The organism is Paenibacillus sp. QJM3NY_38 (genome assembly GCF_056173265.1).
The window spans coordinates 3,199,754-3,215,365 of sequence record NZ_CM149665.1; the positions used below are offsets into that span (position 1 = coordinate 3,199,754).

At 36.4% G+C, this 15,612-nt stretch carries 19 protein-coding genes; all 19 read left to right on the top strand.

All coding sequences use genetic code 11. From position 1 onward, the window contains the following. Nucleotides 1-214 precede the first annotated feature (214 nt). The 19 genes from AC0VZ8_RS14865 (at nt 215) to AC0VZ8_RS14955 (ending at nt 15,263) form a co-directional block, all read left to right on the top strand. Nucleotides 215-763 carry an ATP-binding protein gene (locus AC0VZ8_RS14865; RefSeq protein WP_475487354.1) on the top strand — a complete coding sequence of 183 codons (549 nt, stop codon included), beginning with the start codon at nt 215-217 and terminating at the stop codon, nt 761-763. Nucleotides 764-986: 223 nt separating this feature from the next. Continuing rightward, nucleotides 987-1,436 (top strand): hypothetical protein, encoded by a 450-nt coding sequence (locus AC0VZ8_RS14870; protein WP_475487355.1) that lies wholly within the window; start codon nt 987-989, stop codon nt 1,434-1,436. Between the two features lie 165 nt (nt 1,437-1,601). Then, a complete protein-coding gene (locus tag AC0VZ8_RS14875; RefSeq protein ID WP_475487356.1) occupies nt 1,602-1,994 on the top strand; it encodes a DUF6979 family protein in 393 nt (130 codons plus the stop codon). Nucleotides 1,995-2,355: 361 nt separating this feature from the next. After that, entirely contained in the window at nt 2,356-3,060 is a 705-nt protein-coding gene (locus tag AC0VZ8_RS14880; RefSeq protein WP_475487357.1) for a hypothetical protein, read from the top strand. 665 nt (nt 3,061-3,725) lie between these two features. Continuing rightward, the gene (locus AC0VZ8_RS14885; protein ID WP_475487358.1) at nt 3,726-4,856 is read left to right on the top strand and encodes a hypothetical protein; all 1,131 of its coding nucleotides are present in this window, start codon (nt 3,726-3,728) and stop codon (nt 4,854-4,856) included. A gap of 252 nt (nt 4,857-5,108) precedes the next feature. Continuing rightward, nucleotides 5,109-5,780, top strand: a complete 672-nt coding sequence (locus tag AC0VZ8_RS14890; protein WP_475487359.1) for a hypothetical protein — start codon at nt 5,109-5,111, stop codon at nt 5,778-5,780. A gap of 182 nt (nt 5,781-5,962) precedes the next feature. Beyond that, complete coding sequence (locus tag AC0VZ8_RS14895; RefSeq protein WP_475487360.1) at nt 5,963-6,739, top strand: hypothetical protein; 777 nt, start codon at nt 5,963-5,965, stop codon at nt 6,737-6,739. Nucleotides 6,740-7,914: 1,175 nt separating this feature from the next. Further along, a complete protein-coding gene (locus tag AC0VZ8_RS14900; protein WP_475487361.1) occupies nt 7,915-8,145 on the top strand; it encodes a hypothetical protein in 231 nt (76 codons plus the stop codon). Between the two features lie 419 nt (nt 8,146-8,564). After that, the gene (locus AC0VZ8_RS14905; protein ID WP_475487362.1) at nt 8,565-8,741 is read left to right on the top strand and encodes a hypothetical protein; all 177 of its coding nucleotides are present in this window, start codon (nt 8,565-8,567) and stop codon (nt 8,739-8,741) included. A 159-nt stretch (nt 8,742-8,900) separates the two neighbouring features. Then, on the top strand, nt 8,901-9,245 hold the full coding sequence (locus tag AC0VZ8_RS14910; RefSeq protein WP_475487347.1) for a DUF6572 domain-containing protein: 345 nt from the start codon (nt 8,901-8,903) through the stop codon (nt 9,243-9,245). A 265-nt stretch (nt 9,246-9,510) separates the two neighbouring features. Further along, on the top strand, nt 9,511-9,606 hold the full coding sequence (gene comI / locus AC0VZ8_RS14915; RefSeq protein WP_227011709.1) for a competence inhibitor ComI: 96 nt from the start codon (nt 9,511-9,513) through the stop codon (nt 9,604-9,606). 561 nt (nt 9,607-10,167) lie between these two features. Beyond that, nucleotides 10,168-10,617 carry a hypothetical protein gene (locus tag AC0VZ8_RS14920; RefSeq protein ID WP_475487363.1) on the top strand — a complete coding sequence of 150 codons (450 nt, stop codon included), beginning with the start codon at nt 10,168-10,170 and terminating at the stop codon, nt 10,615-10,617. A gap of 524 nt (nt 10,618-11,141) precedes the next feature. After that, nucleotides 11,142-11,366, top strand: coding sequence for a hypothetical protein (locus AC0VZ8_RS14925; protein ID WP_475487364.1), 225 nt, complete (start codon nt 11,142-11,144; stop codon nt 11,364-11,366). After that, on the top strand, nt 11,350-11,619 hold the full coding sequence (locus tag AC0VZ8_RS14930) for a type II toxin-antitoxin system RelE family toxin (RefSeq protein ID WP_475487365.1): 270 nt from the start codon (nt 11,350-11,352) through the stop codon (nt 11,617-11,619). The genes AC0VZ8_RS14925 and AC0VZ8_RS14930 overlap by 17 nt, the downstream gene beginning before the upstream one ends. 294 nt (nt 11,620-11,913) lie before the next feature. After that, on the top strand, nt 11,914-12,243 hold the full coding sequence (locus AC0VZ8_RS14935; protein WP_475487366.1) for a DUF3024 domain-containing protein: 330 nt from the start codon (nt 11,914-11,916) through the stop codon (nt 12,241-12,243). Nucleotides 12,244-12,420: 177 nt separating this feature from the next. Then, the gene (locus AC0VZ8_RS14940) at nt 12,421-12,648 is read left to right on the top strand and encodes a DMP19 family protein (protein ID WP_475487367.1); all 228 of its coding nucleotides are present in this window, start codon (nt 12,421-12,423) and stop codon (nt 12,646-12,648) included. Nucleotides 12,649-12,972: 324 nt separating this feature from the next. After that, nucleotides 12,973-13,881 (top strand): AraC family transcriptional regulator, encoded by a 909-nt coding sequence (locus AC0VZ8_RS14945; RefSeq protein WP_260067531.1) that lies wholly within the window; start codon nt 12,973-12,975, stop codon nt 13,879-13,881. 260 nt (nt 13,882-14,141) lie between these two features. Next, on the top strand, nt 14,142-14,711 hold the full coding sequence (locus AC0VZ8_RS14950) for a YdeI/OmpD-associated family protein (protein ID WP_260067532.1): 570 nt from the start codon (nt 14,142-14,144) through the stop codon (nt 14,709-14,711). Nucleotides 14,712-15,092: 381 nt separating this feature from the next. Further along, complete coding sequence (locus AC0VZ8_RS14955) at nt 15,093-15,263, top strand: hypothetical protein (protein WP_475487690.1); 171 nt, start codon at nt 15,093-15,095, stop codon at nt 15,261-15,263. The last annotated feature ends 349 nt before the right edge of the window (nt 15,264-15,612 follow it).

Consider the following 15,612-nt stretch of genomic DNA (forward strand, 5'->3'; position numbering starts at 1 on the left):
AAAGAAAGGACTTCAAATAACACAGTATCTACGCTACTGGCGTTTCCCTTGGCTCGCAAGAAGAGGTCAGCAGAGATGTGGTTTTAGCTCACAACCCTGCGAGGCTGGTGCGTTCGCGCATTAAGCCTCTCGGGTTCGTAAATGCAGAGACGTTATCTGAAAGATTGGCAAAAAACAGTATATAGCCAGCAGATCATTAATAGGAGAGTATTTTATGAGACGCCTAGTAATCATGACGGTTGGAAAAACGCATAGTGGAAAGACCACTTTCGCTAAAGAATTAGAATCTGTATTACAACAAGCCATTGTCATTGATCAAGATAATCATGCTGAATTTATTAATAGCCATTATAAGAAACTTCTCCCTAAGGATGGGCCTAACACTTTAAAGTTCTCTGTAACTAATGCGATTGTTAAGTATGCTATTGAGGAAAGCAATTTCCACATTATCTTGAGTAATTCCAATTTAAATAAATCTGGAAGAACAAATGTACTCCGACACTTTCAGGACAAAGGATTTGAAAGTATTATAATTTACTTTGATCTACCAACTGATTTACTGAAAGAACGTGTAATACAAACTCAAAGAAGTAAAGCTATATTTAGAAGTGCTTCAAGCTTTTTAGAAGTTTTGGAGAGACAAGAAAATTCGACGGAGATACAACCTAGTAGAGATGAAGCGAATTATCTATTTGACATTAAGGACTCCAATAATACCATGGATATTATTCAACAAATAAAAGTTATTAGTGAATTTAGATAATACGAAGAAGCTGATCCAGCAGATAACTACGTATTCATGCTTCGAACCTAGCGGCTCTCGGTCCGGTAGGAGTGAATAAGCCAGGAAGCAAAATCACCCGGACACATCCATCTCCCTAAGATAGGAGCTATCTAAGGGAGATGGACGTCGTGAATACAAGAACGTTATGCGAAACCCTTGTAAGAGAAAAACTAAATTAAAGCCTAGCAATGGATGTGATGAAGTGGATCGTAAACTTGTAACGTGTACAAGTATCGGCGTGTATGGACACGCTATTACTAAAGGAAAAGTTTATCACGCGGTGGCTGAAGAAGCAGAGCGATTTAGAATCATTGGAAACCATAATAAGAGAGTATGGATTGATAAGTATTATTTTGTTGACGGAGAAGTCGAGGTTCCTCTTCTAAGTAGCTGGAAGTTTGATGATCCATTAGATGATTTTGATTTGATTGAAGTGACAGTAACCTTTAGTAACGGAACAAAGAGATGGTGTCTGATAACTACACCAGAGAGATTGGTCAAACACTTTGAACAATCCCGTTTAGACTCACCAGGATTTAATATTCAGCATTTAATTATTGTCAGAACCATAAAAGATGAGGATATTGAACAGACTTTGAAATACTTAGATGAACACGGGGAGATCGAGAAAGCAACCCTATTATTAAAGTAGAAGATTCGAAGAAGACAAGGGCATCGCATAACATAATATTCACGCTGCGGGCATACGCCCTTGATCCGGCATTCTCCGGATACCCGACATATGTCGGGTCGTGAATACAGGAACCGTTATGCGAAACAGTTGCGATTTTTATAAGGCGAACGCAAGGAGGCATATATGAGTAAGTATGACCAGGCAGCTATAAATGCGGTCGAGTTATTTCATCAAGGTGTTATTGATACACCAGTTAGGGCATGGGACATGGCTACTTCAGAACTGTTCGGTGAGGGATCATGGGGACAGAAAAAGGGCTGTCCAAAGAATGCCTTTTTAGGATTATGTGAAGAGGGATATGTTCAAGGAATTCCCAAAGGAATGTATAACACAAGAAGAAATTCTAAAAATAAGAATTATGCGATAAAGGCGACCGAAATAATAAAAGAACAACCTGAACTATTAGAAGATATTAAAGAACTATGGTACAGAGTTAGTAATGGCAGTGGAATGTCACACAATCATCAGATGGAAGTCGTTAGAGCCCTCTATAAGAAAAATTACATACATGACTAATTTGTCAGTAATTTCAATGACGGCAACTGAATCGCATAACATTATATTCACGCTGCGGGGCTTACGCCCCATGGTCGTCCGATGTATAATTATGGGGTATAATCAGACGATAAACGAGCCGGCCTAAGATAAGAGCTATCTATGGCCGGCTCGCGTCGTGAATACGAGAACGTTAGACGAAAGATTCGCAATGCCTATAAAAATAGTGAACATACTCATGAATGAGTTTATATACTTTCTTTTTTAATGAAGTAATCAAGTAAAGAGTGACAATAACAAAAGATAAACACAATAAGAACTGCTTTGTTGAGTGTCATAAGGGCGAGAAACAAGTGAGTAAGTATTGGAGGAATAATTTGTAATGCCAACAAATGAGTCAATTGAAAAGGATGAAATCTATCAATTATTAACAGATTTACAAATTAAAAACGATTGCGTTACTCTAGCAGCTTTGAGTAACTTAATTGCACAACCAATCATATCTCTAGCCTTCTTGCCACTTTATGCACTTTTCGTTGAAGAAATTAATAACACAATTGGTGAGAAGGAAAGAGCTTTTGATATTAGCAATGATTTGTCATTTAAGATTGGTGCTGTTAGGTCCAAACTTAAACTATTTGGAGCTGAGAAGATAGGAAAATCAAAAAAGAGAATGCTTAATTTGGATGAGTCGCAAGGCGAAATATTCAAGAAAAAGCTAAGATTTAATTTCACTAGAAGTCTAAATATTCATTATAACTTAGGTGTATTTTTTACAAACGAAGTCAAGATACTTGGGAATACTCAATATTTCTACTATATTTTTCAAGGGAATAACATCGATGAACGTGAATATAACAAGGAAGAAATAATGGAGTTTTCAAGATCCTTAGGGATCGTTATAGGTTCAGTAAATGAAGGATTCAAGAACTTTATGCCTCATCACAGCGTAAATATTAAAAATAGAGATTATAGAATAAAATTTAAAGATTTCAATACTGACAAAAAATCATTCACTACCATATCGCAATTACAATATGGCAAAGATATATCGCTAATTTTATTTGCATGTTCTTTCAAATATTAACTTTGTAAGATTTGTTCTTATTGATATGTTGGAAAACAATAATACGTATTTATTTAAGACCAAGTATATATCACTATACTATTCAATAAGAAGCATAGAGAAAATTATCGAATTCTTTAATAAAAATAGTGTGGATTATAATACTTACAGTTCATTAAAAGAATGTGTTGATAGTTCTAAATTTTTACTAGATTCGAAATTTAGAAATTGTATGATGCATTACAGATATGATTTAAATGGAGAGTATTTAATTAATGATAAATATCTAAATTTAAATGTTAAGTTATATGGTCTTGTTGAGACCTTTTTTAATGGCATGACTTATGATGAGATAGATTTATTGATTACTGAAAGATTAGTTCAACTGTCTGATGTTATTGAGGGTTTATTGAACATCGATAGAAAAAATTTAAAGGAATTATAGTGTGATATTGAGCTTTCTGTTTGTAGATTGCTTAACAGTTTAAAGGCTATGATGGTCACAAACTATGAAGATTTAGTCAGTGGATTGTAGGTTCGAAGAAGTCGAATCCATCGTCTAACATAATATTCACGCATCGGACATTCGTCCTCGGTCCGGCATACGCCGGCCACTCAGCATACGCTGAGTCGTGAATACAGGAACGTTAGACGAAATTTAAAATGCTAAAAAGGATGGATTATAAATGAATGGATCACAAAAAACTGTTTATATAACTCCAAATAAACCTAGTGAATTGATGCCTTTATTAGGAGAGGCGTTATTATTATATGACAAAGTTGCGCTAGACCTTTCTACGCGAAGCAGTATTGATGTGCTTGCTTCAAATGTTAGTGGTGAAACTATGGAGTTATTATTTAATGAAGGAATAGTGATTCCAGTCTACGATTCGTTTGCACCAATAATAGCAACACAGTCAAAAGAAGATCCCAATAGAGTCTTTCTTTTGAATTTTGAAAGTAATGGTATTCCGTCAATAGACTTTGAATATATGAAAGAAATTTTCACCCCTATTTTCCCGAAAAATATAGTTGATGTTATAGAGCAAAGGTCTATTCCATGTAACGTCAATCGTGAACTACTTCTAGATAACATAAATCTTGATTTCAGTAATCAAGAATTAATGATTGATATATTCTCTTATGTGAAAGAACAATTTGAGCTTCCCGAATTCGACATTGAATTTGGTAATAATGGTTGTTTTTTTGTCCCACATACTAAAAATAAAACTCTGGCAAATAGAATTATTGAAGAAGCTTCGTATGGGCTTCACCTTTTAGCGGATTTAAATTATAAGTCAGCTTTATTAGCACAATTTGATGAAGTAATTTGTGAAAGCGAAATGGAGAATTTTTTCGTGAGTAAATTAAGACAATCATATAAAACAATACATTATAAGCAACAAAGCGAAAATCTAATGGAACTTTGCGAAATTTATGATTTTCCAGACATAAAAGAATCAGTTGCAGCAGGTATTCTTAAATTAGAAGTTATTTTGAACCTGAGAAAAAAGGAAGGTCGTCTCTTAAGGACTTGGTTGAACAAAACTACTGTAGATTGCATTAATACAAAAGTGCCGTTCTCTAAAGAACTATCCAAGTTGTTAGTTCAATCAAATGGAGGGATGACTTTGCCTACTAGAACTGTGATATTTGGATGTCTACAACTATTATCATTTATAAAACCAGTAGAAGCAGTAATGATGTCTGCTGCTAATGAGTATTTAGTTCCCCAACTCATGAAAAAATGGCAACCAAAATACTTTTTTGATAAGGCGAGAAAAATGCAAATTAAAAGAAAATATAGAAATGTATAGAAAGAATTATTGGGAAATTATAAAGTCAGAACATCGTCTAACATAATATTCACGCTGCGGACATGCGTCCTGGGTCCGGCGTCCGCCGGACACCCAGCATGCGCTGGGTCGTGAATACAAGAACGTTAGGTGAAATAGTCAAAAACATAAACAGTTGAAAGGTTGATCAAATAAGTGGTGAATCAAGACATATTTAATAAGGCTAGGAAGCTTCGAAATATGTATCTATCGGGCTTGCTTGGAGGTGAAATCATGCCTGAAGATGCAAATCCTAGTTTGCCTAAGCATTCTACAGAGAATTATCTTTATTTCACGTTACCTATGGCATTGAATTATCAAAGAAACTCCTACACCTTATGGGAAGCAGCTAATGAAGCATATCTTGACCAAGAAACCACAAGTATTTTTGATCCTTACTATGTAACTTCAATAAAAGAGGAAGAATTGAGGTTTTTATTGCTGAAGCACAAAGTAGCCCTTCAGCCAAACAAACATGTGGCTACATGGTTGGCATTGTGCAAAACTTTACAGAGAGATTTTGAAGGAGATGTTAGAAACTTATTTACAACTTGTAAGTGGGATATTCCGACCATACTTCATTACATGCAAAAGGAACATAAAAAGGATTTTCCCTATTTATGTGGGCCGAAGATTTGTAACTACTGGCTATACGTTATTAGCACTTACACCGATGCAAAGCTAACCGGGAAGGAATATTTATCAATTGCGCCAGACACTCATGTCATACAAGCTTCAAAAAAATTGGGCTTGATCGATGAGAAACATTTAGAAAGTCACAATTTACAACACATAATTAATTTGGCATGGAGCGAGCATTTAGCTGGAAGCGATTTGACTTTGATTGATTTACATACCCCGTTATGGTTATGGAGTCGAGGCGGATTACAAGATTTATTTGAGTGATTTTCTAAAGAAGTCGACTACATCACCTAACATAATATTCACGCTTCGGGCATACGCCCTTGGCCCGGCATTCGCCGGACACCCGACATGCGTCGAGTCGTGAATACAGGAACGCTATACGCCATTCAATAAACATTGTAAATTCATCAGTTCATAAGGAGATTAAACTAAGGAGATTAAACATGGAAGTTAAAAAACATCTTCCTCAAGCAATTTCGGATTTAGGTACTGCAGGAGTTATTGGTGGGATATTAACACTAATTGGAACTTACCCGACTGGAGTTCAAGCATTATTTACTTTAGGGATTCCAGCGCTAGGGTGTATGTACAACTTGGGCAATAGAATAATTACAGATAAAATTGCAACTAAGGACAGAGAGAAAATCGAAAAGTTGCATAAAGAAATAGCTGCCGAAATGCAAAAAAGAAATATTCAAGAATTGAATCGATTTGTAGAATTTGATTTTTCAACTGAAGAATTTGTGATGATAGAAGAGCTTATTAAACATTCTATTAATGCAAAGAATGATTGGACAAGACGACTAGCTTCGTCAGTCCTTGTTACTGTTGGTTCTGAGAGCCTTGATGATTCAAATGGTATGCAGCGTTGTGTTTCAATTCTTGCAGAGCTCGATGAGATAGATGTTAAACTATTATATTTACATTTGTGTGTAACTTTTTCTTATCTTGATCCAGAAAAAATCGAAATGGAATTTAAAGAAATTAAAAATGAACTATTAGCTGATAAAACTGTCTTTGCCCAGTCAATTAAAGTAAGCTCAGAGAAACTAGAATCATTAGGACTTGTTATGAGAGGTTGCTCAAGATATCCGTACGATGACGAAAGAGGAAATAAACCAGAAATGATAGATGATTTTCTATCACAAAATAGAGATGAAATTACGATGCACTGTCAAGTATTTCAAGGATTCCTTAAAGGAACTATTAAATACTCTTGAGTTAATCAGGAAGATTGAACGGCGTATAACACAATGTTCACGCATCGAGCCATCCGGCCCTCGGTCCGGCAGAAGTTAGATGTGGATTCGGTGAGACATATCAGCTGCGGGAAGTAGATTCAGCCGGACACATCCAACTCCCTAATCGCATCGCGGCCGCCCTTCGGGCTTAAGGGAGTTGGACGTCGTGAACACGAGAACGTTATGCGTAATACCTGGAAAATGAAAATTATATATTAGAAAGAGAGAAACTTAATGAATATATTTTCTATAGATATGCAGACAAGTAAATATGTCAATGTAGAACATCCAGTAATATCGATTGATGAAATTCCACTCGATTTATATCTTCATAATTATATCCAGACAATTTATATTTAGGTTTAATTCCGACAATTACTGATTGGATTGGACTGAAGGAAGAAGCAGAGTTAGTACTAAGACGTTTTATTTCAGAAGAAGAGATTGTTATTTTACCAATATTAATGTGTCCGGATGATTCCGATTTAACATGTACACTAATTGTTGCTGAAGTTTTAAAATCAGACGATCAAGTGATTTGGAAAAGGATTGGAGTGGATTCTAGTAATCTAGGAATACCATATAATTATGAGCTAGTCGGGAAAGAAGTTACCTGGTTAGATTTAGTGCCCGAAATGAAATTTAGCAAGGATAAATATATAGAGAATCTTAAAACCATTTATAAACAAATAGAATGAATTTAAAAGTTTGATAGTATCTCGGAGAAGTCAGGTACTAAGCATAACATAGTATTCAAGCAGCGGCTCCGTTGGATCCTTGGTCTGCTGGAAGGATTCCGATGAGGCAATTTCGGCCGACAACCCCTTTGGGGTTCATGAATACAACAACGTTATAAGAAATCGGCGAGTACTTATTAAGACTTTTCTAAAGTGAGGGAGCTTCTTAATAAATTCATATCAGAAAACACATTAGACCGTATTTCTTTGCATGATTGTTGTAATTGAAGCTATTTCAATAGAAGGTCAGAATTTGTCTCTAATATTTGAACACATAGATGTACTATCAAATCATCCAATGAATAATACAGGACTCAATATGTATACAGGAAGAGCAAAAATTAAACTTATAGATTATGAACTCAAGAATCTCTTTTATACGATACATCTAAAGTTGAAGGCAAGAGAAGGATAATTGTGGAAGAAGATACACAAAAAGTCAAAATACCAATGTCAGAATTATTAGTAGGCTTTGAAGTACTTAAAAGTGAAGAATTACAGGTATCAGAAGAATCTTTCACCCAAAGATTTGATGGAATAGCTTCGCGAAAATATAATTCTGACTTTGGTTATTGTGTAATTAAGTGTCAGACAATAGTGATCGAGTGGAATGAATTTATTGATAAGGCTTGGTTTGAAGATAGATGATTTTGAAAGTGATGCAATAGAAGCCGCCGACATCTTATAACATAATATTCACGCTGCGGACATTCGTCCTTGGTCCGGTAGTGCCAGACACCCAGCATATGCTGGGTCGTAAATACAGGAACGTTATACGAAAGGACCGAAGCCATTGATATTGAATAAGCCACTTGGTCAATACGATTTCTTTCTTCAATCCGAAGACCAAAAATCACATATCCTTTTTTCATTTAAAGACGTTGAATTAGAGCGATCTAAATCCATTAACTACTTCGTACATAATAAAGGACTATCAGTTTGCAGGCCAGGTCGAGGTCTGGATTGATTATGAAGAACTCAAAAACTTTATTGAAGGACTTTTAAAAGTTGAAAATAGCGAAGTCAAACAGATCCATTTAAAAGCAGTGAGTGAAGAAGAATTTGATATGACTTTTATAGATCAAAGAATAGGGCGTTATGAAATTGCCTATTCAATTACTAAAAGAAGATATTTAAGAAGCGGATTAACGGAAACGACATTGAAAGGATCTTTTGACTACGACAGTGAATTTTTAAACCCCTTGAAAGAGAACTTAAAGGCTATTCATAAATTCTTATTATAAGCATTTGTAAGTCACTCAAGGTCCCTTCGTATAACATAATATTCACGCTGCGGGCATACGCCCTTGGTCCGACATGCGTCGGACACCCACATGCGCTGGGTCGTGAATACAGGAACGTTATACGCAATCCACTAAATATAGAAAGGAGCTTAATAATTAATGACAATTGAACAAACTAACAAAATCGATGTGATAGCCATTAATAAAATGAATGGCAAGGTAACATTAGGAATTACAGATCACCTTATTTGGGAAAATTCAGAAGAACATTTAAAAACACTTCAAGAGAAGCTAAATACATATTTACATTTTGTTGAGAGTGGTCAAATCTATACCGCTTATCCAGATGCTAAGGATAGATCAATTGAGATTACTCACTACACTAAATACCCAATCAATGATACCGGAAAGGCTTTTATAAATCAGGCGAATGATTTCATAAAAGATATAGGAATAACGATCACAACAATACAATATGATCCTGAGAGCATGGACAGCGTATAACAATATACTCACGCTGCGGGTCATTCGGCCCTCGGCCCTGCAGAAGAACCAAGAAGTGGAGCCAGCCGGACACATCCGACTCCGTCGGACGTCGTGAATACAGGAACGTTATCTGAAAGGGCCGCCAATTGTATTAAAACCATATTTAGAATCAAAAATCCAAAGTCATAATAAGAACGCTTGTACGCAGATGTATATAAAGGTAAAATATAACTACAATTGAATCTTGGGTGGTCATGGTTTCCCTTCGAAAGGAGGTGAAGCCATGGAAGTGAAAGATGCACTAACGATTATGTTCCTATTTGGATCATTCATTCTTGCACTTTTAACTTACATTAATAATAACAACAAGAGAAAGTAAAAACCCACCCTAAGGTTGACCGCCGAAGGTGGGTTTCCGATCGTAAATGACTAAGAAGGGATTACCCATCCAAGCCAATTGATTGGACCAAGTGTTAGCGCACTTGGTCTTTATTAAATATAATATACCATACTTGAAAAGATGTATCAAAGAACAAATTGAGTTAGAAAACATTGTTGAACAGGCATATAGACTGATACTGAAATTAATTCGAATATGGCATCTCCATCAGATAACATCGTATTTACGCTTCGGACCGTTCGGCCCTTATTCGCGAGAAGTGGTAGGCAGAGAAGCTGAATCAGCTCATAACCCTGCGAGGCTAAGTCCGTTGGACCCGGTCGCGTTGCTCCCTTAAGCCTCTCGGGTTCGTTGATACACAAACGTTATCCGAAAATATGCACTAAATTTAACTAGACTAATTATTACTATTGAAACACTGCTAACCATATTATAACATTTGCATTATAGGTATACAGGAGGGGTTCAAATGCTAAGGAAAGAAAAAACGGATTTATTGACATAATAACAAGTAATAGTTTAAATCCTTCAGATTTTACTGTGTCTGAAGATGTTAAGGATGATTATCCTACATTTATTATAAAGCATAACACATCTCCATTGGAATTTTGGACACGGAATTCTACGGAGAGTTATTTTCAATACGACTGTAACTACATACCGTTTTCACCTACATTTGAACCAGTAGGTTATGAGCCTAATGAAAGTTGGTTTGATAACATCGAAGATGTTTATGATATTTTTGAAGGATGGCTCAATCAACATATTAAGTCTTACATGGAAGAACAAGTTGCTCAAGATATGTGGAAATCATTTACTAGTAATGGATCTGGAGGGTTTGATTGGGAAAGTATTAATGAAGAGTCAACAGAATACTTCAATGAAACAGAAAAAAAGCAATTGTTAGAACAAATATCGAATTTTCGAGGCAAATTAATTGAAAATTATGCACCAAGTGAGAAGTTGCTATACAAATCGATTCAAAGTTAAATTATTTGTCTGAATCTGTTGATAGACTAAATAAATTTGATTGGAAAAGTCTGTTGATTTTCCACATTGATGGGGATATTAACAACAATGTCACTTGATAAGAGTGGTGGTCATGCAGTAATAACTATCGCAAAAGAAATATTCACAAATAGTCTGATGTTACTAAAGTGAAAGTTTATCCCAATCATTTTTAAATAGATTGGGATAATTTAATAATTGGATGATGTTCAAGATGGCAATAACTTCGGATAACATTATATCCACGCATCGGAGCCTTGCGGCTCCACGGTCCGCAAGAAGTGATCGGCAGGGAAGCGGAATCAGCGGACACATCCGCACCAACTTATGGCTCCTCGCGGAGCCATAAGTTGGTGCGACGTCGTGAATACAAGAACGTCAGATGAAATTGGCGTAAGAGCGGATAAATGAAGGCTAATACATCGATGTAGTGAAAAAGCTATGTCTGGAGCATCCTTATATATTGGGGTATAATAAGAATGATTAAATAAAAGGGGGTACAGTTGATGAGTGTCCCGAATGATGAATTGGAAAACATATTAGGCAATTTAAATGAGAAAAATAAGGTTGTCGCAAAGAGCTTTTTATCATGGTTACTTGAAAAACAGCTTGATGAAGACGATGACTGTCTGACACCTGAAGATATTCAAGCGATAGAACAGGGGCGTATTGAATATCAAAATGGTCAGACTAAATCCTTGGAGGATTTAAAACGTGAACTTGAAATATAAAGTCACATTTTCAAGTGAAGCTGAAAAGAACCTTAGGAAAATAGACCGAGTTACCGCAGGAAGAATCTTTATATCCCTTGAAGAATTATCTAATGACCCATTTATCAATCCGAATACAAAGAAAATGAAGGGTAAAGAAGGGATAGTCTATAGATTACGTGTGGGAAATTATCGAATAATCTATGAGGTTCTTAATAATGAATTAATCATCTTTGTAGTTCGTATAGGACCTAGAGGAGACATATATAAATGACACCAAAGCCCTAGCAATAAAGTTAGGGCTCTTTTTATTTTAAGAAGATTATGTGAGATGTTCAAGAAGCCGCCAATATCTTATAACATAACATTTCTTCTTCGTCGCTGACGCTCCTTGGTCGCCAAGAAGTATGTCAGAGAAGTAGAATCTGGCGCCACATCCAATCGGCTAAGTCTGACGACCCGGCACTTTGTGCCTTAAGCCGCTTGGACGTCAGAAATACGGGAACGTTATGAGAAATCATCGTGATATAATCAAAGCAAAACCGATTAGAGCAGGAGAGACAGAATTATGGATGATTTTACGAAGAAGCGGATTATGAAAATCATGGACAAATACACCCAAAATGCAGTACCAGAACTTGTGAAAAGCCAGATTAGAATCAGTTACAAGATCAGAGGAAATCACGTGACATTAATTGAAGAAAGACAAGGATACAAAAGCGATCAATGGGTTCAGATGTCAGTAGCTCAGTTCAGATTAGATGAGAATGAATGGAAAATATATTGGCAAGACAGTAAAGGGAAATGGCATTTCATAGATGATATAGATCCGAATGAAGATTTTGAAACACAGTTAAAGATTGTGGACGAGGGGCATAACGGAATGTTTTGGGGTTAACTCGAAGTGGCCAATGACATCGCATAACATAATATTCAAGCTGCAGCTCGTCGGAGCCTTGACCTGCTGGATGAATTTCTAAGAGGCATTTCAGCAGATACATCCGACTTAGTCGGACGTCATGAATACAAGAACGTTATATGAAAGTCTAGTAGTAGTAAGTATAAAGTCGAAACATTGGATTCATTAAGAAGAATTAATGCAAGTTATACTGCGAGTTTACTGGAAGAGGCTATAAGAGTTGTAGAGGATCCGAATATTCAAGCTGCAGCTGATGATGAAAATACAGATATACAAAGTGAGAGATTAAATGTATTGGATGACAAGTTTTATGAGTACAAAGAAGATCTATTAGAACTTCAATTGAATTTCATAAAGGAGCATAAAGACAATTTTATAGGTTAGCAGAACAAGAAAGCACCTTCATATAACATCATATTCACGGATCGAGCCATCCGTCCCTCGGCCTGGCAGGGGCATTTCAGGGAAGCGGAGACAGCCGGACAATAAGTCCGTCGAACCATCGCATTCGCGCCTTAAGCCAGTGAGGGATCGTGAATACAACAACGTTACGTGAAATTCGGTAAAATCTAATAAAGAATACACCGGGAATTTAGCATACATGTGCGGAAAATTAACAACATATTAGTTTTCTTTACATATTTTGCACAGCAATTGTAAAGATCTACTACGAAAAAATCCTACAATTATAGTTGAAGGAGGTGGCTAATGGATAACTTTAAAGCCTTTGAAAGCGTAGTTGAATATCTGGAGAATGAAATTTCCGACTCAAATGAAGTTGACTTTACTATCATTTCAAAAATTGCATGTTGCCCTGCCCCTTTATTCCAACGAATTTTTGTATATATTACCGGAATAACAATATCCGAATACATAATGCGTCGTCGATTGACATTGGCAGGGTATGATATAAAAAATAGCAAGGGAAAAATAATTGACATAGCTATGAAATACGGGTTTAACTCTCATTCTTCGTTTACTAGAGCATTCAAACAGCACCATAAGTTTTCGCCCTCCAGTATTAGAAAGGGAGGAGTTAAGCTTAATGATTATCCTAGGGCCTCCTTCACAAATATAAGAATTGTAGGAGGGAAACGAATTATGGCAGATCTTAAAAGAATTGAATACGTGGAATATGGTCCTCGAAAAGTTGTAGGAATGATGAATATTACTTCATTTCAAAAAGCGGGAGAAGAATGCTGGGGTTCAGCATTTAATGAAGGTTTGTTTAACAGATTCACCGAAATTGAAAATTGGATCTGCAAAGACATTGATAATTATGTTGGGCTTGGTCACATGAGTAAATTTATCGGAAAGGATAGTTTCCAGTATATCATAGGTAAATTAGTTCAACCTGATGCACCAATTCCAGAAAATATGTATTTTCAGAATATTTCAGCAGGTACAGTAGCCAAAGTATGGATTGAAGCAGATAATCTTAACGATATTATTGATTCTGCATATTTACTTTGTTCTGAGGCGATTGAGAAAACAGGATATAGGATTGATCATGAAAACTTTTATTGGTGTGATGTTTACACATACGATAGATACTGCAACCCACTAGAAAAGGGAGAAAAAATTATTCTTGATTATCTAGTGCCTGTTATTAAATAGCGAATAGACTTCAATAAAGAACATCTTGTATGTAGTACGTGGAAGCCTCGAACCTCACATAACAATGCATTCACGCATCGCAGCCTTACGGCTGCTTGGTAGCCATGGGGCATTTCAAGTGAGCGGTTTCAGCTGACAACCTTGCGGGCTCGCGGCCGCCCCCGTTGGGGGCTGTAGGTTCTTGGGTTTGTGAATGCGGGGACGTTATAAGAAATCCAGGCAAAATAATTAAAAACGACAATTACATGAGGTGCTGGAAGATGAATAAATTTAAGATTAATTATGTTTCCCAACCAGATTTTTCATCGTGTGATGAGGCATGCTTAGCAATGGTAGCACAAATTCCTATTGAAGAAGCAATGGCTGCGATGAGAGGAAAGGAAGGTTCAGGAACTTCGGATTTTTATAAAGCTCTAAAAAAATATAAGATTGATTACTTGAGTTGGCGTGATATTGATCTGGTTGATGAACTTCCACCACTTTGCGTATTACTCGTTAAATTTCCAACATATACACATAGTGTGCTTTACTACGATGGAACTTTTTATGATCCGGAATTTGGTGTGTTTGAATCGAAGTATGAGCCTAAAGGGGAAATTACGCACTTTATGGAACTTTACATTGATGGAATCTATAGAAAAAAAGAAATAAAAATCAAGATCCCACAAGATTTTAAAGAAGCATTTGAAAAAGATCAAGTAGCATATGAACTATATCAGAACTTACCTTATCCCCAAAAATCAAAATTTATATATGGGATTAGCCACTTTAAAAAACCAGAGACAAGAAAAAAGAACATTGAGAAGAGATTGACAGAACTTAAGAGGTAAGTGGGGATCAGCTCTGAAGGCGGGGACATCTTATAACAGAGTATCTACGTTGCGGGCATACGCCCTTGGTTCGCAAGATGAGGTAGCAGTGGAGTAAATTCAGCTCACAACCCTGCGAGGCTAAGTCCGTCGGACCCGTTCGCTGCGCTCCCTTAAGCTCTCAGGGTTCGCAGATACAAGAGACGTTATACTATAGTCTCTAAAATACATAGAAAAACATAGAAAGGAATCATTGAATGATCATTAGGACCGTTTCATTGTATCTAATTCGAAGAGGCGATCAAATTAGTTGAAGAAATATATGATAAAGCCGTAAACAAGACTTTTTATCGACCGGTTGGTGGAACGGTTGAGTATGGAGAGAGTAGTAAAGAGACGATAATTCGAGAAGTAAGAGAAGAATTAAATGCTGAAATACAAGAACCCAAGCTAAAGTTTGTCATCGAAAACCTATTTACATACTTGGATCAGATAGGTCATGAAGTAGATTTCATTTATGAAGCCGATCTTGTTGATCTGAATTATACAAAAGAGAAGTTATCGAAGGCATAGAAGGAATAAATCCATATAAAGCAGTTTGGAAATCAATTAATGGATTCGAAAATAATAAACAGGAAAAACTAGTACCGAATGGATTATTGGACCTATTGCTTGCGAATTATTCAGGGAGAATTAGCAAAGTTGAGCGCATTAGAACTACATAAAATCAAAAAGAACAACTATATGAAGCAGTTCAATGAAGAGAGACCGACGTATAACGTAGCATTCACGCATCGGGCCGCCTTAGCGTCTCTCGGTCCACCGAGGCGGATTCTGGGAGCCAAATTAAGGGGACAACCCTGCACTGGCTAAGTCTTCGACCCGGCTGCCTGATCCCGTGGGGATCGGCCGGCAGCTTAAG

Bases quoted from the DNA above. Each gene is read 5' to 3' on its own strand.
- AC0VZ8_RS14890 (WP_475487359.1), top strand. From the start codon at position 5,109: ATGCCTGAAGATGCAAATCCTAGTTTGCCTAAGCATTCTACAGAGAAT.
- AC0VZ8_RS14905 (WP_475487362.1), top strand. From the start codon at position 8,565: ATGACTTTTATAGATCAAAGAATAGGGCGTTATGAAATTGCCTATTCA.
- AC0VZ8_RS14895 (WP_475487360.1), top strand. From the start codon at position 5,963: ATGGAAGTTAAAAAACATCTTCCTCAAGCAATTTCGGATTTAGGTACT.
- comI (WP_227011709.1), top strand. From the start codon at position 9,511: ATGGAAGTGAAAGATGCACTAACGATTATGTTCCTATTTGGATCATTC.
- AC0VZ8_RS14880 (WP_475487357.1), top strand. From the start codon at position 2,356: ATGCCAACAAATGAGTCAATTGAAAAGGATGAAATCTATCAATTATTA.
- AC0VZ8_RS14885 (WP_475487358.1), top strand. From the start codon at position 3,726: ATGAATGGATCACAAAAAACTGTTTATATAACTCCAAATAAACCTAGT.
- AC0VZ8_RS14935 (WP_475487366.1), top strand. From the start codon at position 11,914: ATGGATGATTTTACGAAGAAGCGGATTATGAAAATCATGGACAAATAC.
- AC0VZ8_RS14875 (WP_475487356.1), top strand. From the start codon at position 1,602: ATGAGTAAGTATGACCAGGCAGCTATAAATGCGGTCGAGTTATTTCAT.
- AC0VZ8_RS14925 (WP_475487364.1), top strand. From the start codon at position 11,142: ATGAGTGTCCCGAATGATGAATTGGAAAACATATTAGGCAATTTAAAT.
- AC0VZ8_RS14865 (WP_475487354.1), top strand. From the start codon at position 215: ATGAGACGCCTAGTAATCATGACGGTTGGAAAAACGCATAGTGGAAAG.
- AC0VZ8_RS14950 (WP_260067532.1), top strand. From the start codon at position 14,142: ATGAATAAATTTAAGATTAATTATGTTTCCCAACCAGATTTTTCATCG.
- AC0VZ8_RS14945 (WP_260067531.1), top strand. From the start codon at position 12,973: ATGGATAACTTTAAAGCCTTTGAAAGCGTAGTTGAATATCTGGAGAAT.
- AC0VZ8_RS14910 (WP_475487347.1), top strand. From the start codon at position 8,901: ATGACAATTGAACAAACTAACAAAATCGATGTGATAGCCATTAATAAA.